The organism is Roseibium sp. 10G30-5, assembly GCF_055809635.1.
In genome coordinates this window covers 3,700,069-3,720,046 of record NZ_CM147918.1, presented here as the reverse complement: position 1 = coordinate 3,720,046, position 19,978 = coordinate 3,700,069, and the positions used below count along the sequence as shown (strand labels likewise).

The 19,978-nt window shown below is 56.7% G+C and carries 12 protein-coding genes and 6 pseudogenes; 7 read left to right on the top strand and 11 right to left on the bottom strand.

What is annotated here, in order from left to right:
• Nucleotides 1-51: 51 nt before the first annotated feature.
• The gene (locus AC0L7U_RS18710; RefSeq protein WP_473692771.1) at nt 52-1,269 is read right to left on the bottom strand and encodes a deoxyguanosinetriphosphate triphosphohydrolase; all 1,218 of its coding nucleotides are present in this window, start codon (nt 1,267-1,269) and stop codon (nt 52-54) included.
• 194 nt (nt 1,270-1,463) lie between these two features.
• Between AC0L7U_RS18710 and erpA the strand changes: the two genes are divergently transcribed.
• A complete protein-coding gene (gene erpA / locus AC0L7U_RS18705; protein ID WP_473692770.1) occupies nt 1,464-1,805 on the top strand; it encodes an iron-sulfur cluster insertion protein ErpA in 342 nt (113 codons plus the stop codon).
• A gap of 231 nt (nt 1,806-2,036) precedes the next feature.
• Nucleotides 2,037-2,823, top strand: a pseudogene (gene xth, locus AC0L7U_RS18700) (exodeoxyribonuclease III).
• Between the two features lie 175 nt (nt 2,824-2,998).
• Here xth and AC0L7U_RS18695 read toward each other — a convergent pair.
• Nucleotides 2,999-3,589, bottom strand: coding sequence for a tetratricopeptide repeat protein (locus AC0L7U_RS18695; protein ID WP_473692769.1), 591 nt, complete (start codon nt 3,587-3,589; stop codon nt 2,999-3,001).
• Nucleotides 3,590-4,584: 995 nt separating this feature from the next.
• Between AC0L7U_RS18695 and parE the strand changes: the two are divergent.
• The 3 genes and pseudogenes from parE (at nt 4,585) to AC0L7U_RS18680 (ending at nt 9,789) form a co-directional block, all read left to right on the top strand.
• Nucleotides 4,585-6,655: pseudogene (gene parE, locus AC0L7U_RS18690) on the top strand (DNA topoisomerase IV subunit B).
• Between the two features lie 401 nt (nt 6,656-7,056).
• Nucleotides 7,057-8,639, top strand: a pseudogene (locus AC0L7U_RS18685) (DEAD/DEAH box helicase).
• A gap of 112 nt (nt 8,640-8,751) precedes the next feature.
• Nucleotides 8,752-9,789: a GGDEF domain-containing protein gene (locus tag AC0L7U_RS18680; RefSeq protein WP_473692768.1), complete on the top strand. Its 1,038-nt coding sequence runs from the start codon at nt 8,752-8,754 to the stop codon at nt 9,787-9,789.
• Nucleotides 9,790-9,906: 117 nt separating this feature from the next.
• On the opposite strand, the gene sufA is transcribed toward AC0L7U_RS18680, so the two are convergent.
• The 7 genes and pseudogenes from sufA to AC0L7U_RS18645 form a co-directional block, all read right to left on the bottom strand.
• Complete coding sequence (gene sufA / locus AC0L7U_RS18675) at nt 9,907-10,287, bottom strand: Fe-S cluster assembly scaffold SufA (protein ID WP_473692767.1); 381 nt, start codon at nt 10,285-10,287, stop codon at nt 9,907-9,909.
• A 131-nt stretch (nt 10,288-10,418) separates the two neighbouring features.
• On the bottom strand, nt 10,419-10,814 hold the full coding sequence (locus AC0L7U_RS18670; RefSeq protein ID WP_473692766.1) for an SUF system Fe-S cluster assembly protein: 396 nt from the start codon (nt 10,812-10,814) through the stop codon (nt 10,419-10,421).
• Between the two features lie 11 nt (nt 10,815-10,825).
• Nucleotides 10,826-12,079, bottom strand: coding sequence for a cysteine desulfurase (locus AC0L7U_RS18665; protein WP_473692765.1), 1,254 nt, complete (start codon nt 12,077-12,079; stop codon nt 10,826-10,828).
• Between the two features lie 11 nt (nt 12,080-12,090).
• On the bottom strand, nt 12,091-13,413 hold the full coding sequence (locus AC0L7U_RS18660; protein WP_473692764.1) for a SufB/SufD family protein: 1,323 nt from the start codon (nt 13,411-13,413) through the stop codon (nt 12,091-12,093).
• A 23-nt stretch (nt 13,414-13,436) separates the two neighbouring features.
• On the bottom strand, nt 13,437-14,195 hold the full coding sequence (sufC, locus tag AC0L7U_RS18655) for a Fe-S cluster assembly ATPase SufC (RefSeq protein ID WP_473692763.1): 759 nt from the start codon (nt 14,193-14,195) through the stop codon (nt 13,437-13,439).
• A gap of 82 nt (nt 14,196-14,277) precedes the next feature.
• Nucleotides 14,278-15,749, bottom strand: a pseudogene (sufB, locus tag AC0L7U_RS18650) (Fe-S cluster assembly protein SufB).
• Between the two features lie 147 nt (nt 15,750-15,896).
• Nucleotides 15,897-17,087: a cysteine desulfurase family protein gene (locus AC0L7U_RS18645; protein ID WP_473692762.1), complete on the bottom strand. Its 1,191-nt coding sequence runs from the start codon at nt 17,085-17,087 to the stop codon at nt 15,897-15,899.
• Nucleotides 17,088-17,367: 280 nt separating this feature from the next.
• Between AC0L7U_RS18645 and AC0L7U_RS18640 the strand changes: the two are divergent.
• Both AC0L7U_RS18640 and AC0L7U_RS18635 read left to right on the top strand, forming a co-directional pair.
• Nucleotides 17,368-18,034 (top strand): annotated as a pseudogene (locus AC0L7U_RS18640) (alpha/beta hydrolase).
• 148 nt (nt 18,035-18,182) lie between these two features.
• A complete protein-coding gene (locus AC0L7U_RS18635) occupies nt 18,183-18,713 on the top strand; it encodes a GNAT family N-acetyltransferase (RefSeq protein ID WP_473692761.1) in 531 nt (176 codons plus the stop codon).
• A gap of 21 nt (nt 18,714-18,734) precedes the next feature.
• Here the strand turns inward: AC0L7U_RS18635 and AC0L7U_RS18630 are convergent, their stop codons facing one another.
• Complete coding sequence (locus tag AC0L7U_RS18630; protein ID WP_473692760.1) at nt 18,735-19,298, bottom strand: DUF924 family protein; 564 nt, start codon at nt 19,296-19,298, stop codon at nt 18,735-18,737.
• A 169-nt stretch (nt 19,299-19,467) separates the two neighbouring features.
• Nucleotides 19,468-19,861: pseudogene (locus AC0L7U_RS18625) on the bottom strand (NADH:ubiquinone oxidoreductase subunit NDUFA12).
• Between the last annotated feature and the right edge of the window lie 117 nt (nt 19,862-19,978).

Here is a 19,978-nt window from a genome sequence, read left to right as displayed (position 1 = left end):
ACCTGACGCTTGAGGCGCGCTCCTGCAGCAACGACAAAATTCGGGAGCGGACTACCCCAATTCGGGGGTATCGTCAAACAGTCTGCGATGTTCCTCGATGGCATAGCGGTCCGTCATCCCCGCGATATAATCACAAACACGCCGGGCAAGCTGGGCTTCTGTCAGCTCTGACACACCCTTCTGCCAGGCCTCCGGCATGGTTTGTGGGTCCTCGATAAATCTCTGGAAGAGTTCTCGAACAATGCGCGCCACCACCTTGCGCACAGCCAGAACCTGCTCGTGACGATACATATGCGAAAACAGAAAGCTTTTCACCTGACGCTCGGCCTCGGCCATCTGATCCGAGAAGCCAACGAGACAACACCCTGCCTTGCGTACATCGTCAACCGACTGCGGCTTGACCGCATCAATGCGGCGAAAGGCCTCGCGGATGACATCTTCCACCATGCGCGTGATCGAGCGACGGCCGATCTCGTGAATGCGGCGACTTTCATCAAGGCCCGGATGAGCGGCATCCACCTCGGCCAGGATTTCTGCCAGATAAGGCACTTCCCCGAGATCATCCACCTTGAACAGACCAGCACGCAGACCGTCATCCAGATCATGCGCGTCGTAGGCAATGTCATCGGCAATCGCTGCCGCCTGTGCCTCGGCACTGGGCCATGTGTCAAGCATCAGGTCTTCTTGCTCGGCATAGCTGCGAATAGCGAAGGGAAGCTGACTGTCCTTGAACTTTCCAAGCGGCTTGCCCTGCGCATCCAGCAAAGGGCCATTGTGCTTGACCAGCCCTTCCAGCGTTTCCCAAGCCAGGTTCAGGCCATCAAACGTTGCATAACGGTGCTCCAGCTTGGTCACGACCCGCAAGGACTGGGCATTATGGTCAAACCCCCCATAGGGGGCCATGCAGACGTGCATGACGTCTTCGCCCTCGTGGCCAAAGGGGGTATGACCAAGATCATGCGCCAGCGCAAGACATTCAGCCAGGTCTTCATCCAGCCGCAAAGCGCGCGACAGAGCGCGGGCAATCTGTGACACTTCAACCGTGTGGGTCAGCCGGGTGCGGAAGTGGTCCCCCTCATGCGAGACAAAGGCCTGGGTCTTGTAGCTGAGGCGACGAAAGGCTGTTGAATGCACGATCCGATCGCGGTCGCGCTGAAAAGGTGTACGGGTGGGACTGTCAGGCTCGGCCACCAGACGCCCGCGGCTGTCAAAGGCCCCTTGCGCAAAGATCGCCCGTTCCTGTGCTCCATAACCAACGTCAGCTTTCATGCCTTTTCGCCTCGTCTTTTGTCGTACATGCTGCAATTTCGGTGAAAGACGTCTCCCTCCACACTTGCAGATTCGAATGACCTTCCATTGACGAACACAAGTGAAGACCATACCTATGGTCTAACTGCAAGTGTCCGGGCCGGATATGGTCCAAATGTCCTTGCCCAACTCCTTGAAAGAAAACCGGTTGCATCATGACCGACACGCTTGAGATTCCCGTTACAGTCAGCGATAGCGCTGCCAAGCGCATTGCCAAGATCATTTCCTCCGAACCGGAAGGCACCGCCCTGCGCGTCAGCGTGGAAGGTGGCGGCTGCTCTGGTCTGCAATACAAGTATGACCTGGTGCAGGCTCGTGAAGCCGATGATCTTGTTATCGAAAAAAACGGCATCGCCGTGCTGATTGATCAGATTTCCTTACAATATATGGCCGGTGCGCAAATCGACTTTGTCGACGACCTGATTGGTCAGGCCTTTCAGATCAACAATCCGAACGCGGTTGCGGGCTGCGGCTGCGGCACAAGTTTCACGATCTGACGAGACTGAGACTACGTCCCGGCCGATCTGGAGGCATCCTGCTTCCCGGTCCACGAAATGACGATGACCTGACATTTTAGAAAGGCCAGTCTGACACAAGATCAGACTGGCCTTTTTCTATTTCAACATCCCCAGATTGCCGGTTGCATATGCCTGCGGGGGGGCGACATGCAACCGGTTCCGGTATAGATACAAAAGCCTGAACCGAATTTCGACAAGCAGGCAGACCTCATGAAGATTGCTACGTGGAACATCAACGGTGTGAAAGCCCGGCTGGAGACCGCTACAGCATGGCTGCGCGAAGCCAACCCCGACATTGCCTGCTTTCAGGAAATCAAGTCGGTAGACGAAGGCTTTCCGCGCGAGGCTTTCGAAGAGTTGGGCTACAATCTGGAAACCCACGGTCAGAAGGGCTTCAACGGCGTTGCCATCCTGTCGAAGAGCCCGCTGGAAGATGTGCAGCGTGGCCTGCCTGGCGACGAAGACGACATTCAGTCCCGCTATATAGAGGCCACGATTTCGACGTCCAGCGGCAGCGTTCGCGTCGGCTGCCTGTATCTGCCCAACGGCAACCCGCTGGGCACCGAGAAATTCACCTACAAGCTTGCCTGGATGGATCGCCTCATCCTGCATGTGCAAAAGCGGCTGGTTGAAGAAACGCCTTTCGTACTGCTCGGCGATTACAACGTCATCCCCGACGAAATAGACGCTGCCAAACCGGAGAACTGGCGTGATGATGCGCTGTTTCAGCCAGAGAGCCGCCAGAAGTTCCGTACCCTGCTCAACATGGGCATGACGGAGGCAGTCCGGGCCTGTACGGCAGAGGGTGACACATACACTTTCTGGGATTATCAGGCAGGCGCCTGGCAGAAGAACAATGGCATCCGCATTGATCACATTCTGATGTCCCCTACAGGCAACAGATCTTTTTACGGGCTGTGACATCGACAAATACGTGCGCGGATGGGACAAGCCATCCGACCATGTTCCCGTCTGGATTGAGCTGGCCGTTTCCTAACGAGCTCCGCGATACTGGCGTCTCTCTGCGGACTTTTCGTTTGCCGAGGCCAAAGCCAATCTGCACGAGAGAACCGCCCACAAACAAAAACGCGCGGACCAAATGACCGCGCGTTCTTGCATTTCAAGTCTTCAACCGGAAAGGCTGACGGTCGGCACTTCCGCACCACCGCTCTCTACTGGTTTGATGCCTGTGTCACCGTCACCAGATCCGGGCGATTGCTCTCCAGCCACTTGTGCGACATGGCGGAGGCTTCGCGGCGAATGCCTTCCGGTGCCTGAGCGAAATATTTCTCGTGCAGTGCCTGGATCCAATCCAGCGCCTTGTGCCCGTTGGCTTGCAATTGCGCGACATTCATCCACATCAGACCACGCGCCTTGCGATGGCTCGAATGGCTCATCTGGTACAGGGTCTCGCCCAGATGGGCCTGTGCCCTCAGATCGCCTTTCAAAGCTGCCAGATTGTACCAGCGCACCGCCATGCGGTCGTTCTTACCCTGATACAGCAAGCCGAGCTCGTATTGCGCCTTGGCATCGCCAAAATAAGAAGCTGCATGGACGAAGATCTGACGCGCCTTGGAATCGTCTCGGGAAATCTCGCCCGTTATGCCGGTGAGATAATATTTTCCAAGCGCGACAAAAGCGCTGGCGATAAAAGGCGCGTCGGGACTGTCAGGCCGATCATTGCCGTGCTCGCGCACGATCTGGCCATAATATTCAAAGGCCTTGAGATCGTCTTCCTTGACGCCGTCTCCAGCCGCATACATTTCGCCCAGCTTCGAGCGGCCATGGGCTGCCCGTTCTCGGCTGCATATTGCAAAGCGCTGATCGCGCCCGCCTTGTCGCCAGAATAGTAGCGTTGAGCCCCGGCTCGCAGGGCTTCCATCGGGCTCATAGTGCCTGGAGCTGCCGCAGTTTGCGGCCCTCTCGGCGCTCCGTCAAACGCGAGAGCGTCCGTCGAGAAAAAAGCGGCCATCGCAGCCACCAGACAAGTTGCCCATGTCACAGATCTAAGATCAGGCATCGCAAACTTAACTTTCCAACTCTCTGTCTTCCACCGCCTCAGCAAGACCCTGCCAACCCGTATTCTTGAGTGAGTTTCCTGCGTGGTGAAAACGATTTCATCATGACTCTGACGCGCTAGAAGCCTGAAGCCCCTTTTCTTGCACAGTCCGAGACTGACCTTGAGGATGGTCATGACTCGCAAACATGGCTGAAGAGCGGCAAAATGCGATGGACCACCTTAGCGCGAGATGTTCCGCAAAACTGTTGCCATCCAGCAACACACCCAACTCCCGTCAACTCAGCCCACGACCTTCTTGAGAGAGTGTGGATGCACAAGGTTGCCATCCGCTTTCGAATTTTAGAACAAGTTGCGGATTACCTGTTGAAAATGGCAGTACCGCCGCAGTTCCGAGCGTTTTTGCCATGCAGGTGCGGCTGTTCCCGTTTTATCCTATGAAAAAGTGGCTGGAACCGATATGAGGGCAAAGACCGGATACGCGGTGCGCAGGGCACTGTATGCTGATTGCTCTTGAAACCAGAAGGTTGATCTGGCCAATCCGTTCCATGCTTTTCCAGTGACGCTGCATTGACGGCCAGGATCTGTTAAAGAGCAGCCTTCTGGACAGCGCCCCACTGCCAACCGTCGTCGTAGACGATGCAAGGTGGCCTTGCGCTGATGAGATCCGGCGAGCCATCCAGTGAGCCGGATGGATATGTGCCCTGAACGTGATTTTTTGAACAGGTGGGTTGAGAACGAATGAGCGGCAAGAACGATCTTTTTGATGGCACTGCGCAGCCGATTGAGAACACATCCGCCACCCCCTCCGCCCGCAAGTCACAGCCCCCCACCCCTGCTCCGAAGGCGGCCCCTTTTCAAGCAGCAGTAGGCGCGCCGGAGGGAGATTACTCGGCAGCCGACATTGAGGTGCTGGAAGGTCTGGAACCTGTTCGTCGCCGCCCGGGCATGTATATCGGCGGCACCGACGATAAGGCCCTGCACCATCTGTTCGCCGAAGTCATCGACAACTCCATGGATGAAGCGGTGGCCGGTCACGCCACCTGGATCGACGTCAACCTGGATGCCGATGGCTACTTGAGTGTCACCGACAATGGTCGCGGTATTCCCGTCGACCCGCACCCCAAGTTCAAGGACAAGTCGGCGCTGGAAGTCATCATGACCACGCTGCACGCCGGTGGTAAATTCGATTCCAAGGTCTATGAAACATCGGGCGGCTTGCACGGCGTCGGCATTTCCGTCGTCAACGCGCTCTCTGATCATCTGGTGGTGGAAGTGGCTCGCTCGCGCAAGCTCTATCGGCAGGAATTCCGTCGTGGTCTGGCCGACGGGCCATTGCAGCTTGTCGGCGATACGCAAAACCGTCGCGGCACCACCGTGCGCTTTCACCCGGACGCTCAGATCTTCGGCAAGACTCTGAAATTTGAGCCTGCACGGCTTCTGAAGATGGCGCGGTCCAAGGCCTATCTCTTCGGTGGTGTTGAAATTCGCTGGAGCTGCGATCCCTCGCTGATCGGTGACAAGGACCCAACGCCGGAAAAAGCAACGTTCCATTTCCCCGGCGGATTAAAGGACTTCCTCGAAGACCGGATGCAAAAAGAGCGTCGGGTGGTCGATGACATCTTCTTTGGTTCCACCGCGCAAAGCGGCAAGCATGGCTCCGTCGAATGGGCGGTCACATGGTTTGCAGGGGATGGCTTCATCGATTCCTATTGTAACACGGTGCCGACACCTGAGGGCGGAACGCATGAGGCAGGCTTGCGCTACGCTCTGCTGCGTGGCCTGAAGGCCTACGGCGAACTGACCAACAACAAGAAAGCTGCCATCATCACGGGCGACGATGTTCTGACATCTGCGGCGGGCATGCTGTCGGTGTTCATTCGCGAGCCGGAGTTCGTCGGACAAACCAAGGACCGTCTGGCCACCAACGAGGCCACACGTATTGCCGAAAGTGCGGTCCGTGATGCGTTCGATCACTGGCTGACCGCTTCGCCTCAGCAAGCCAACAAATTGCTGGAGTGGGTGATTGACCGGGCGGATGAGCGTTTGCGCCGCCAGCCAGGAAAAAGACGTGGCCCGCAAAACGGCGGTGCGCAAGTTGCGCCTGCCCGGCAAGCTCGCAGACTGCTCAGCCAATTCGGCGGAAGGCACCGAAATCTTTATCGTCGAAGGCGATTCGGCTGGTGGATCTGCCAAGCAGGCACGCAACCGGGCCAATCAGGCTATTTTGCCCCTGCGCGGCAAAATCCTGAATGTGGCCAACGCGGGCCGCGAAAAGCTCAATGCCAATCAGCAGCTTGCCGATCTGGTGCAAGCCCTTGGCTGCGGCACCCGCTCGCAGTATCGCGACAAGGATTTGCGTTACGAGCGCGTCGTCATCATGACGGATGCCGACGTAGATGGAGCGCACATTGCCTCGTTGCTCATCACGTTCTTCTACCGCGAGATGCCGGAACTGATCCACGCCGGGCATCTGTATCTGGCTGTGCCACCGCTCTACCGTCTGACGCAGGGCGGCACAACGATCTATGCACGTGACGATGCGCACAAGGATGAACTGCTGGCCACGGCGTTCAAAAACAAATCCAAGGTCGAGATCGGCCGCTTCAAAGGCCTCGGTGAAATGTTGCCTGCCCAATTAAAAGAAACCACCATGAACCCGGCAAAACGCACCATGTTGCGCATTGAGGTTCTGGAGGCGGACAATGACGCGACTGGAGATGCCGTGGAACGTCTGATGGGCAACAAGCCGGACGCACGCTTCCGGTTCATTCAGGAGCGGGCCGAGTTTGCGGAAGATCTCGACATCTGATGCGAGCTGTCGTTGGGTCTGCTGGATCGTGGCAGCGCCACACTAATCTCAAGGTACTTGCTGCCGGATAGGTCTAAACCACCGGCCATGTTGCGGACAGAATCAGGTAAACATCAGGAATTCAATGGGAAAATTCCGCGGCGTCATGAAAGCTACACAGTTGTTCCGCAAACGGCTCCTGACCACGCTGCAGTAGTTTGCCGAAGCTCTCTGCAAAGCCAGCGACCGCATTCATTAACTCAAAAGTACATATTTAAGGCGAGACACGCCATATTCTTGGTTTTTCTGCCAAGCAACGCATTGACACCGGGGCTGTTGAATGTAGGGTGTGCGCAAACTTGACAGGTCATATGGAATGGTCTGTAGAAATTTCCCCTCAACTATCCGGGCTCAAGCGCTCTATGTCATTCAGTACTCTCGGTCTTAGCGAGAAAGTTCTAGCTGCAGTTGAAGCAGCTGGATACAACGAACCCACCGCAATCCAGGAAGGTGCTATTCCGGAGGTCCTTGCAAGAAAGGATGTTCTCGGGATTGCCCAGACAGGGACCGGAAAGACCGCCAGCTTTACGCTGCCAATGCTGACGTTGCTTGAAAAAGGCCGCGCTCGGGCGCGTATGCCGCGCACGCTCATTCTGGAGCCGACGCGCGAACTGGCCGCACAGGTTCAGGAAAATTTCGAGAAATATGGCAAGAACCACAAGCTGAATGTTGCTCTGCTGATTGGCGGCGTGTCATTTGGCGAGCAGGATCGCAAGCTGGACCGTGGGACCGATGTTCTCATCGCAACGCCGGGCCGCCTGCTGGATCATTTCGAGCGCGGCAAGCTTCTGTTGCAGGGCGTCGAGATCCTCGTGATTGATGAAGCCGACCGCATGCTCGACATGGGGTTCATTCCCGACATTGAACGTATCTGCAAGCTGTTACCGCCAGCACGCCAGACCCTGTTTTTCTCGGCCACCATGCCAAGCGAAATCCAGCGACTGACGGAAGCGTTTCTGACAGAATCCGGTCCGCATTGAAGTGGCGCGCACCTCCTCGACGGCAGAAAACGTCGAGCAGAAACTCAAGGCCAGTGGCCCGAAAGACTTTGAAAAGCGGGAAGCCCTGCGCGGTCTGCTGGAAAATGCCGAAGACCTTCAAAACGCAATCGTCTTCTGTAACCGCAAGCGCGACATCACCACCTTGATGCGGTCGCTCGAGCGCCATGGCTACAACGTCGGCGCCCTTCATGGCGACATGGATCAGCGCACACGCATGATGATGCTGGATAATTTCCGTAAGGGAACGATCAAATTGCTGATCGCCAGCGACGTGGCCGCGCGCGGTTTGGACATTCCCGAAGTCAGTCATGTCTTTAACTACGACGTGCCGACACACGCCGAAGATTACGTCCACCGGATTGGCCGAACTGGCCGTGCTGGGCGCTCTGGATGTGCCTTCACGCTGGTCACCACCAAAGAAGAGAAGTACCTGAAATCCATTCAGGAACTGATCAACAAGGACATCGAATGGCTGGGTGATGCCATCGATTTCTCCGGCAGCGCCGAAAGCGGCCCGCAGAAGAAGCGTCGCCGCTCTCCGCGCAAGGTTGAAGAAACGGCCAGCACAGAAGACACAACAGCTTCCGTTGCCGACGCACAGCCGCAGGCAGAAACAGCCGAGCAGCCTGAAAAGACCGAGAAGCCTGCTCGCAAGCCACGTTCGCGTGGGGGACGCTCCAAGGCTGCAACCGCCGCCAACACGAGCGACACCCCGGTTGAAACGCCAGAGGCAGCCCCTGAAACGGCGCCAGAGACCAAGGCTGCGACGCCTCGAAATGCAACGAATGTGGATCAAGATAACCAGCCGACGCAGAAATCGTCTGGGCGTCGCCCGCGCCAGCAACGCCATGGACACACCCAAGTCGAACGAACCTGCGTTTGGCCCCGGAATGCATATTCCGGCATTCCTCTTGCGCGAACCGCGTCCGAAGAAAGCGTCCTGACATTTAGTATTTGAAGTTCTGCAAACTTTAAGAACCGGTCAATCATCAAGTTTTATAGGTGTAGTATTCTATTGCCTATAAAACTTGATTCCTTTTCAAAAGCAGGATTTTAATGAACAACTCTCAGCCACATGGCAACTCTTTGCTTTTTGGTGAGTCGGCGCTTTCATTTATCAAGCAGCACGATCATCCTGCGTTTCCAAGCTTTTATGAAGTCTGGTACACTTATGCTGCGGGCTACGACCCGGCTTTCAATCAGCAAGTCAACCAAGTCCTCAAGGACGAAGGGCGCATCAGTGTCGGGCGATTGCAGACGCTTTACAACCAGAGCAATTCGTCTGAAAACTCGAAAGACATCGACAAGCGGCTGGAAAAAGTCGGTCAATTCATGACCGAAAAGGTCGGCACCTTGCTTGAGACCTTGCAGGCCAGCGCGTCTGCCACCAACGATTACAACGACAAGCTGACCGGCGCGGGTGAAACGCTACACCGCCTCAAGCGCCCGGAAGATCTGGAAGCGCTGGTGTATGAGCTGATTGACGCGACACAGAATGCCGCACGGTCCAGTCAGAACCTTGGCCAGCAGCTTGTGCAGTCGCAACGCCAGATCGAAAGCCTTCATACGCAACTTGAAAAATTCCGTCAGCAATCTCTCACCGATGATCTGACCGGCATTGGCAACCGCAAGCAGTTTGACGAGACGCTGACCCGTATGCTTGCAGACGCCCATGAGAGCGGCACTCAGCCCTTCTGCCTGATCCTGGCGGACATTGACCACTTCAAGCGCTTCAACGACACCTACGGCCATTTGACGGGTGATCACGTCCTGCGCCTTGTCGCCCAGACGCTAAAGAACAGCATCAGCGACAAGGATACCGCCTGCCGTTATGGCGGTGAGGAATTCGCTGTTCTGTTGCCTGCTGGCACCTTGGAAAAGGCAGGTGAAAAGGCCGACCTGATCCGCAGCGTGATCAAGTCAAAGGGCCTTGTGAAGCGGTCAACCGGCGAAAGCCTCGGCAAAGTCACGCTCTCGCTCGGCGTCGCCATATTTACCTCCGACGACACGGAGGAGACCCTGTTTGCACGCGCCGACAAGGCGCTTTATCAGGCCAAGACCGGCGGCCGCGATCAGGTTCGCATCGCCCGCTGAAACGCGAGAGACTGCCAGCTTTCATTGCAGAGACGAGACACAAATAAGGGCGGCACATGGCCGCCCTTTTGAATTTCTGCATCCAGGAAGTCGATCGATGTTTTGCCGGCCTTTCCGTCAGGCACCAGCAAACTTGCTCAGGTCGGCCTCCTGCAAGGATACGGATTCACCGCAGCCACAGGCCGAGACCTCGTTCGGGTTCTTGAAAATGAAGCCAGACCGGAACTTCGTTACTTCGAAATCCATCTTGGTGCCGAGCAGGAAGAGTACGGCTGACGGATCGACAAAGAGCTTTACGCCCTTTTCCTCGATCACATCGTCGCCAGCCTTGGGCTCATCCACCAGTTCCATGGTGTATTCCATGCCCGCACACCCGCCCTTCTTGATGCCGACCCGCAAACCTGCTGGCGCAGCATCAGAATTGTCGACCAGTTCCTGCACCCGCTCGGCGGCTGCATCGGTCAGGGTCATCACCTGGAATTTGCGTGGGCTTGCCATGATGTCCTCGTCTTCGATTGAAGTTTGACGCTTGGACGAGTGGCTCCACAGAGAAGCCACACCAAACACCTTTTCCCCTATATGGGGATCATGAGCGCGATGCCAAAGCCCCACGCCCTGCCCTGCTTACATCAATACCAGTTGAGTGCGACCTTGGCCTCGTCCGACATTCGCTCCGGCGACCACGGCGGATCAAAGACCATGTCGACATTGACCGGGCCGACGCCTGCAACGGATTCGACTGCATTCTGCACCCAACCCGGCATTTCCCCAGCGACGGGACACCCCGGCGCAGTCAGCGTCATTTCAACGTTGATTGAGCGGTCGTCTTCGATGTCAACCTTGTAGATCAAACCCAACTCGTAGATGTCGCAAGGGATCTCCGGATCATAAACCGTTTTCAGGGAGCCGATGATATCGGTTGTCAGACGGTCAAGTTCTTCCGGCGGAATGGCGCTTTGGGCTGCCACTTCCGTTTGAAGTTCGTGTCCATCCGTATCCGTATCAATGACGCGCGTTTCTTCCATATCCGTCATCCTCAGGCAAAAAATGCCTTGGCTTTCAGCAGAGCCTCATAGAGAGCATCAACTTCACCACGTGTGTTGTAAAGACCAAAGCTTGCCCGACATGTAGAGGTTACACCGTACCTTGCCAAGAGCGGCTGCGCACAATGCGTGCCGGCACGCACCGCCACGCCCGACCGGTCGATGATGGTCGAGACGTCATGGGCATGGGCTCCTTCAATCTCGAAGGAGATGATAGCGCTCTTGCCCGGAGCCTTGCCGAAGATACGCAGGCCGTCGATTTCGCTCAGTCGCTGATGGGCATATGCGCCCAGATCCGCCTCATGCGCGGCAATCCGGTCTCGCCCGATCCGGTCCATGTAATCCAGCGCAGCTCCCAGACCGATGGCCTGAACGATGGGCGGCGTCCCAGCCTCGAAGCGATGCGGTGGCTCGGCATAGGTGACGATGTCTTCAGTGACTTCGCCAATCATCTCTCCGCCGCCATTGAAAGGCCGCATGGCTTCCAGGCGCTCGGGCTTGCCCCACAGCACACCAATGCCGGTCGGGCCATAAACCTTGTGACCAGTGAAGACGAAATAATCACAGCCGAGATCCTGTACGTCGACCGGCAGATGCACTGCACTCTGGCTGCCGTCCACCAGCACCTGAATGCCATGACGATGCGCGATCTCACAGACTTCCTTGATCGGCACCACAGTGCCCAGAACATTGGACACATGCGTGATGGCAACAAGCTTGGTCCGCTCGCTCAAGGCGTTCTCGAAGGCTTCCAGATCAAAGGAGCCATCCTCACGCACATAGACCCACTTCAGCACGGCGCCCTTGCGTTCACGGTGGAAATGCCAAGGCACGATGTTGGAGTGATGCTCCATGATTGACAGAACAATCTCATCGCCTTCCTGAAAGAAATCCTCTCCCAGGCCATGAGCCACGAGATTGATGGCCTCAGTCGACGACCGGGTGAAAACCACCTCGTCACTTGACCCGGCATTGAGGAAACGGCGCACCTTTTCGCGCGCCGCTTCAAAGGCGTCCGTTGCCGCATTCGACATGTAATGAAGACCGCGGTGAACATTGGCGTATTCAGCAGAATACGCATGGGTCACCGCGTCGATGACGGCCTGCGGCTTCTGGGCAGACGCACCATTGTCCAGATAGACCAGCGGTTTGCCATAGACCTTTTGCGACAGGATCGGAAAATCCTCGCGCACACGCTCCACGTCATATGCAAGGGCGTCTTGCGCCGGAGCCACTTGAGCCGTCATTGTCTTACTCCTTAAGCAGGCTGACCGAGCCACGCACGAACGCGTCTCGTCAATTCATCAGTCGCTGCTTCTTCCTCGAATTCCCCGATCGCTTCCGACAGGAAGGCCAGGATCAGCAAGGTGCGGGCTTCGGCTTCAGGAATGCCACGTGCCCGCAGATAGAACAGCAGGTCTTCATCAATCTGACCGCTGGTCGCGCCATGGGCACACAGCACGTCATCGGCAAAGATCTCAAGTTCCGGCTTGTTCGCCATTTCGCAGCCCTCGGAGAGGAGCAGCGCCTGCGTCATCATCTCGCCGTCAGACTTCTGTGCATGAGGTGCCACATTGATGCGTCCCTGATACACGCCCTTGGCTTCATCATTCAGAACCGTCTTATAGAACTCACGGCTGTTGCAATGAGGAACGGCGTGGTCAATGACCAACGTCTGATCGGCCAGCGCACGACCCGACGCCATGTTGACGCCGTAGAGCTTGGCATCCGAATTCTCGCCATCAAACAGCACGAATTGCTGATTGCGGGCAAAGCTTGGACCGGCAACAAAGCCCATGATCTTGAAGAGGGCTTCCCCGCCCAGACGGGCCAGCGTGGTGAACAGACGCGGGGCCTCCGCCTTACCGACCATCAGACGTGTGACCGACAGTTCAGCTTCGTCGGACACGTCGTAATCGAAAACGGCGTTGATCTCGCCTTCGCCTGTGTCGCCACAGAAGGTCTCCAGCAGCTTCACCTTGGCGCCCTTGCCAAGAACGATACGGTTACGGGTTACCTGCGCGCCGGTTCCGGCCGCCACATGGACGATCTCGATCGGCTTGGAGATCTCGCGGCCAGTCTCGACCTCAAGAAAGATGCCGCCCTGCACAAAGGCCGTGTTGAGTGCCAGCGTGCCATCACCTGTTGCGCGTGGCGGAACGGACAGAAGGCTTGCGCCGTCTTCGGCCAAAAGCAGCTTGGCAAAGTCTTCAAGCTTGACGCCTTCGTCAGCGAGAGCTTCGAGATCCGACAAGTCGGCTACAAAGCTGCCATTGGCAATCACGACGGTGTAGCGATCAACGCCGTCAAAGCGCTCAAAGCCATCGAGAACGGCCTTGGCGTCGGCCGCAACCGCTTCAGCGGCCAATGGTGCGGCTGAGGTCATGAAGGCACGCAGATCGGAGTATTTATACTCCTCGACGCGGCGATGCGGCAGGCCGCGCGTCTTCAGCGCATCGGCTGCACCGGAGCGCAGCTTTGCCACGGCATCGCTGCCGGACAGCTTGAGGCTCGATGTCTCGAAACGCTCAAGCAGATCGGCTTCTGCCTTGGTGTGTTTGATCGGGGTATTCATGGTCATTTTGGATCCTTTGCTCCCCTCGTTCAGGCAGCAGCTTCGCCGACGTAGTCCGCGTAGCCGTTCTTTTCGAGTTCGAGAGCCAGTTCCTTGCCGCCGGTCTTGACGATCTTGCCCTTGGAAAGGACATGAACGACGTCCGGCACGATGTGGTCCAACAGGCGCTGGTAGTGCGTGATGACAACCATTGCACGATCCGGCGACCGCAACTTGTTGACGCCTTCCGAGACGATGCGCAGGGCATCAATGTCGAGACCGGAATCGGTTTCATCGAGAACACAGAGGCTCGGCTCAAGCAGCGACATCTGCAGGATCTCGGAGCGCTTCTTCTCACCACCGGAGAAGCCCACGTTCAACGGGCGCTTCAACATGTCCATGGTGACGTTCAGGTCGGAGGCCTTTTCGCGAACCAGTTTCATGAAGTCCGGGATCGACAGAACAGCCTTGCCCTGTGCCTTGCGCTGTGCATTCAAAGCCGTCTTGAGGAATTCCATCGTGGCCACGCCTGGAATTTCAATCGGGTACTGGAATGCCAGGAAAACGCCAGCGGCGGCACGCTCATCGGCTTCCATATCCAGCAGGTTCTGGCCGTGGAAGATGATTTCGCCCTCAGTGACTTCGTAGTCAGACTTGCCAGCGAGGATATAAGACAGCGTGGACTTGCCCGAACCGTTCGGGCCCATGATGGCGTGGATTTCGCCAGCGTTCACACTCAAATCGATACCGCGCAGAATTTCGGTGCCTTCGTCGGCGATGCGGGCGTGCAGGTTCTTGATCTCAAGCATTGAGATGTTCCTCGTTCAAAAAGGTCGAAGCGCTTGGCTTCGCAAATCAAATTCAAATACGGAGCGCAGGCTGATCGCAGGATCAGCCCACAGAGCCTTCAGGCTGATCGAGATCAGCTTCTGCGCTTCCACTGCGAATTCCATCGGCAACTGCTGGATCACATCCTTGACGAAGCCGTTGACGATCAGCGCCACGGCCTCCTCGTCAGACATGCCACGCTGCTGGCAGTAGAACATCTGGTCATCGGAGATTTTCGAGGTGGTTGCCTCATGCTCGAAGACGGCTGATGAGTTCTTGCTTTCGATGTAAGGCACTGTGTGGGCGCCGCAATCCTGGCCAATCAGCAGGCTGTCGCACTGGGTAAAGTTACGCGCGTTCGAAGCGCGGCGGTGCGCCGAGATCAGACCGCGGTAGGTGTTTTCCGACTTGCCGGCCGAGATCCCCTTGGAGATAACGCGGCTGGACGTGTTCTTGCCCAGATGGATCATCTTGGTGCCGCTGTCGATCTGCTGACGGCCATTGGATACGGCAATGGAGTAGAACTCACCGACCGAGTTGTCGCCGCGCAGAATGCAGGACGGATATTTGCAGGTGATGGCCGAACCGGTTTCAACCTGTGTCCAGGAAATCTTGGCGTTCTTGCCACGGCAGTCACCGCGCTTGGTGACGAAGTTGTAGATGCCGCCCTTGCCTTCAGAATCGCCCGGATACCAGTTCTGCACCGTCGAATATTTGATCTCGGCATCGTCGAGCGCAACCAGCTCAACGACAGCCGCATGCAACTGGTTTTCGTCGCGCTGTGGAGCTGTGCAGCCTTCGAGGTAGGACACGTAGGCGCCCTTCTCGGCAATGATCAGCGTGCGCTCGAACTGACCTGTGTTCATCTCGTTGATGCGGAAGTAGGTCGACAGTTCCATCGGGCACCGAACGCCCTCCGGCACATAGACAAACGATCCGTCCGAAAAGACTGCCGAGTTCAGCGTGGCGTAATAATTGTCAGAAGACGGCACGACCGAGCCGAGGTACTTCTTGACCAGTTCAGGATGCTCCCGAATGGCCTCCGAGATCGAACAGAAGATGACACCGGCCTTCTTCAGCTCTTCCTTGAACGTAGTGACAACGGACACGCTGTCGAAAACAGCGTCAACGGCGACCCGGTTCTTCGGCTCAACACCAGCTAGGATTTCCTGCTCACGCAAGGGAATGCCCAGCTTTTCGTAGGTTGCCAACAATTCCGGATCAACCTCATCGAGGCTCTTGGGGCCTTCGGTCGATTTCGGCGCAGCGTAATAATAAATCTCGTCGAAGTTGATCTTCGGGTAGTGGACGCGTGCCCAGGTGGGCTCTTCCATGGTGCGGAAACGGCGCAGGGCATCAAGCCGCCACTCCGTCATCCACTCTGGCTCTTCTTTCTTGGCGGACAGGAAGCGAACGGTTTCCTCGGACAGGCCCTTGGCCGTCTTGTCCGACTCGATGTCCGTCACAAAGCCGTATTTATACTGGTCAACATCGATCGCCTTGACCTGATCGATTGTCTCCTGCACAGCGGGCATGTTTTCAACTCCATCTTGCGAACAGCAACAGGCTGTCCGCCTTGCAAAAGGTCATCCCTGCTAAGGCGTTGCAATCGCCCCAGAGGATGATTTGGACAGACGCAGCGCTTGAACAGCGCCCCGTCTCAAAACGTCGTTTCGGCCCCGTCAGGCGGCCTGATTGCGCGCCTCGGGGTTCAGGCGATCGACCACATTCGGCCAGACTTCCAGAAAGCCGTCGATGTCGCCTTCCGTCGAGTTCCAGCCCAGACTGACGCGCATCGCGCAGCGGGCCAGGGACTCTTTCACCCCCATCGCCGTCAGCACATGCGAGACCGACACCTTGCCTGACGAGCAGGCGGACCCTGATGACAGGGATATGTTCTCCAGGTCGAAGGCAATCAATGCCGTTTCCGCAGAAATTCCCTCAACAGCAAAACACGTCGTATTGGGTAGACGGGCGACCGCCTCCCCGAAAATCGTTAGTCCCGGACACACACGCCGCAATCCGGCCTCCAGCCGATCCCGAAGCGCGGCCTGCCCTGTCGACCCGGACGGTACCGCAGAGACGTGCGCTTCCAGCTCTTCCCGGGCCAATCGTGCGGCCCGTCCGAAACCAGCAATCCCGGCAACATTTTCAGTCCCCGCACGGCGCCAGTTTTCCTGTCCACCACCGATCACGAAGGGCGCAGGAACGCGTGCGGTGCTGCGTACCACCAAGGCTCCCATGCCTTGCGGCCCACCGAACTTGTGCGCCGAAAGGCTGAGGGCATCCGCCTGCCAGGTCTCCATGTCGATGGGCAAACGGCCTGCCATCTGAATGGCATCGACATGTAGAAACGCCCCAGCGGCCTTCGTCAGCCGCCCAATTTCTTCAAGCGGTTGCAGCACACCGGTTTCATTGTTCGCCGCCATGATCGACACCAGCGTCGGCTCACTAACTGCGAGTTTTTCCTCAAGCACATCAAGGCGAACGAGACCATTCTCATCAACGGGCAGCACGTCCTGCATCGATGGCGGAAAGCGACCGCCCGTGACAACGGAGGGATGTTCTGCGCTACTGCGTAGAAGCCGGGACAAATACACCGGCTCCCCCTGATCGCGCCACTGATCCGTCAAAGCGCTCATGTTCGCTTCCGTCCCGCCAGACACAAAGGTCACAGCGCGGGTTTTGGCACCACATAGCCGGGCCACGTCCTCTCGTGCCTCTTCAACATGACTGCGCGCGCGCCGTCCATCGCCATGCACCGAGGAGGCATTGCCGACCTTGTCGAACATCTCGATCATGATCTCACGCGCACCGGCACGTAGTGGCGAACTGGCGTTATGATCAAGATAGATATGGGGACGCCTGCTCATTGTTTCATTCCCTCGACCGATTTTGGGCGCGAAACAGGATTTCTTTGTCTCCCATGCACGGAAACCTTGAAATTTTCCGGCTGAATGACGTAAACGTGCCTCGACACTCAAAGATGGTCTATGCTGCCTGTTTCAAAGGCTGCACCACTTTCGAATAATTCTAAACAGAGTTTTATAAACTCGGAGCCACAGAGTCAAGTTTAGAACCCGGCTTTTCGCCCGGCATTAAACAAGGCGTCCAGTGCCTCTGCAAGACCAACCATAAAGGACAGCGTATTTTATGCCTGAGGTGATCTTCAACGGTCCCGCCGGCCGGCTCGAAGGCCGGTTCCACCCCGCCAAGAAGCGGAATGCGCCCATCGCTCTTCTTCTTCATCAACACCCGCAGTTTGGCGGAACGATGAACAATCAGATCGTCTACCAGATGTACTACATGTTTGCACAACGCGGTTTTGCCGTGCTGCGCTTCAACTTTCGTGGTGTCGGACGATCACAAGGGTCATTTGATCATGGTAAGGAGAGTTGTCCGACGCGGCCGCCGCACTGGACTGGGTTCAGACGGTTCACCCGGATGCACGCGCATGCTGGATTGGCGGCTTCTCGTTTGGCTCCTGGATTGGCATGCAGCTTCTGATGCGCCGACCAGAGGTTGAAGGCTTTATCTCGATCGCCCCCTCCCCAACCTTTATGATTTCTCGTTCCTAGCTCCCTGCCCGTCTTCGGGCCTGATCATTCACGGTGACAACGACAAGGTTGTGCCGCCAAAGGATGTGCAGACGCTGGTCGACAAATTGAAGACGCAGAAGGGCATCGAGATCAATCATCAGATCATGCCGGGTGCAGATCATTTCTTTGAAAATGACATCGACAATCTGCTGGAACGCTGCGGCGATTACATTGATGAGCGGCTTGGCCTGACGCCAGATGATTATCTGCCAATCAACTGATAGAGCAGAGCGAAGCCCTACTGACGGCGAAATTCAACGCCAGAGGTGAGTAGACACACAAAAAGCCCGCCTTCCCGGCGGGCTTTTTTATGCGATTCAAGCCGTTCTAAAGGTAATCTGATCAAGATCAGACTTGCTGGAGAGCAGAATGACCGGACCAAGACCACCCGCTGAGAGGCCCGAAAACGACGCCCCACTGCCATCACCGATCACCTTGCGGACGGCGACACGTGACGACCTTGCAGCCTTGCAGGATCTGTATCAGAACCACCTCGATCTCCAGGACCCGCCCTGCGATCCGCAATTGCTGGCCGCCACATACCAGACACTGCTCGATCATCCGGGGTTGACCATCCATGTCGGTGTGATCGAAGAGCGTGCCGTCGCTACCTGCACTTTGATCGTGGTGCCCAACATTACCCGTGGCTGCGCGTCCTATGCTTTCATCGAGAATGTGGTGACACACCGCGCCTATCGCAGTCAGGGCATTGGAGAAATACTGATCCACGCCGCATTCGACGCGGCCTGGGCAGCCGGGTGCTATCGCGTCGGATTGTTGACTGGTGATAAAAACACACAGGCGCAAGCATTCTACGAAAAGGTTGGCTTTGAACGCCGCAAGATAGGCTACGAACTGAGAGCGGAAGGTTATCCGCGACGGCAGATCAACCCCACCTGAGACGGCGTACTCCGAAGCGCATCACGAGGTTTTTTTGAACGGATTTTCATCCGAAACCAGAAACACCTCTTCCTCTGCCGTCGACACACGACTCAACATGCCATTGCGATGCGGAAATCGACCATACGTCTGGACGATGTTTCCGTGCCCCTTGGCAAATTTCATGATGTCCTGTGCAAACGCAACAAGCGATTGAAAACGGTCTACCGACAGTTCTTGCAGGGCACGGTCCTCGGCATGCATCAACGGCATGTAGAAAAATTGGCGATGAGAAAAACTCAATCGCTTGTCCATCCCCTGCTCAATGCCCGAAACGCAAAGGTCCTGCGCCTTTGCATCTCCGGCATAAGCGCGTGGCGTATCGCGGTAGATGTTGCGGGAAAACTGATCGAGCACCAGAATCAGCGCCAAGCGACCAACCGGCGTTTCCGCCCAACTCTCAAGCTCACCGGCAATGGCCTGCGCCAGCAGATCAGTGAACCGTTCGCGGATCGTTTCATCGAGGTCGGCCCCGCCTTGAAACCAATCGGCGGGCGTCAACTCCCGGAACCAGAAATCAAGCACGGCACTCTGTTCGTCGTTCATCACAGTCTCCTGCTCAACACCAGCCGATAGCTCGCACTGCCACATCTCAATACGGTCCCACGTGCGGGCATCTGCGACTGACCACATCATGAAAATAAAAAGTAGAAAATGCCAATGTGAACATCAAAAAAAGCCCCGCACACTGGCGGGGCTTTTCTTTTTCAGCGTCTCAGCTCAGTCGCCGGGCGACTAAGGCATTGTAATCTCCCGACACCTGCGGTCGGCTTTGCGGCGTCAGAATGGAGCCGTCCGGGCGATAAGCACGCGGTGTGCCGGTAAAGTTCGGCTCATGCGACTTTTCCCAATCCTTTGCCCGATAGGTTTCATCGACCGGAGGCGTGTCAACGCGATGATGCATCCAGCCATGCCAGCCCGCAGGAATGGCAGAGGCATCTGCCACACCATTGTAAATGACCCAGCGACGACGACCGCTCTTTTCACGATAGTAGGTGTTGCCCAGTTCGTCCTGCCCAACACGCTCGCCTTTGCGCCACGTGAAAAGGCGTGTGCCCATCGTCTGGCTGTTCCACCAAGGTGAAGATACCGAGAAGCAGTTTTTTCATTGCCCGATCGGGTCCTTGTATTCGTTCCGGTTTATGTCCGGCTCAGATCATGGAATCAGGCAGGCAATCGCACCCGCGAGGATCTGTTGTTCGCCGGAATATGCCCCCAAGCCACGC

Bases quoted from the DNA above. Each gene is read 5' to 3' on its own strand.
- AC0L7U_RS18710 (WP_473692771.1), bottom strand. From the start codon at position 1,269: ATGAAAGCTGACGTTGGTTATGGAGCACAGGAACGGGCGATCTTTGCG.
- erpA (WP_473692770.1), top strand. From the start codon at position 1,464: ATGACCGACACGCTTGAGATTCCCGTTACAGTCAGCGATAGCGCTGCC.
- AC0L7U_RS18695 (WP_473692769.1), bottom strand. From the start codon at position 3,589: ATGTATGCGGCTGGAGACGGCGTCAAGGAAGACGATCTCAAGGCCTTT.
- AC0L7U_RS18680 (WP_473692768.1), top strand. From the start codon at position 8,752: ATGAACAACTCTCAGCCACATGGCAACTCTTTGCTTTTTGGTGAGTCG.
- sufA (WP_473692767.1), bottom strand. From the start codon at position 10,287: ATGGCAAGCCCACGCAAATTCCAGGTGATGACCCTGACCGATGCAGCC.
- AC0L7U_RS18670 (WP_473692766.1), bottom strand. From the start codon at position 10,814: ATGGAAGAAACGCGCGTCATTGATACGGATACGGATGGACACGAACTT.
- AC0L7U_RS18665 (WP_473692765.1), bottom strand. From the start codon at position 12,079: ATGACGGCTCAAGTGGCTCCGGCGCAAGACGCCCTTGCATATGACGTG.
- AC0L7U_RS18660 (WP_473692764.1), bottom strand. From the start codon at position 13,413: ATGACCATGAATACCCCGATCAAACACACCAAGGCAGAAGCCGATCTG.
- sufC (WP_473692763.1), bottom strand. From the start codon at position 14,195: ATGCTTGAGATCAAGAACCTGCACGCCCGCATCGCCGACGAAGGCACC.
- AC0L7U_RS18645 (WP_473692762.1), bottom strand. From the start codon at position 17,087: ATGAGCAGGCGTCCCCATATCTATCTTGATCATAACGCCAGTTCGCCA.
- AC0L7U_RS18635 (WP_473692761.1), top strand. From the start codon at position 18,183: ATGACCGGACCAAGACCACCCGCTGAGAGGCCCGAAAACGACGCCCCA.
- AC0L7U_RS18630 (WP_473692760.1), bottom strand. From the start codon at position 19,298: ATGAACGACGAACAGAGTGCCGTGCTTGATTTCTGGTTCCGGGAGTTG.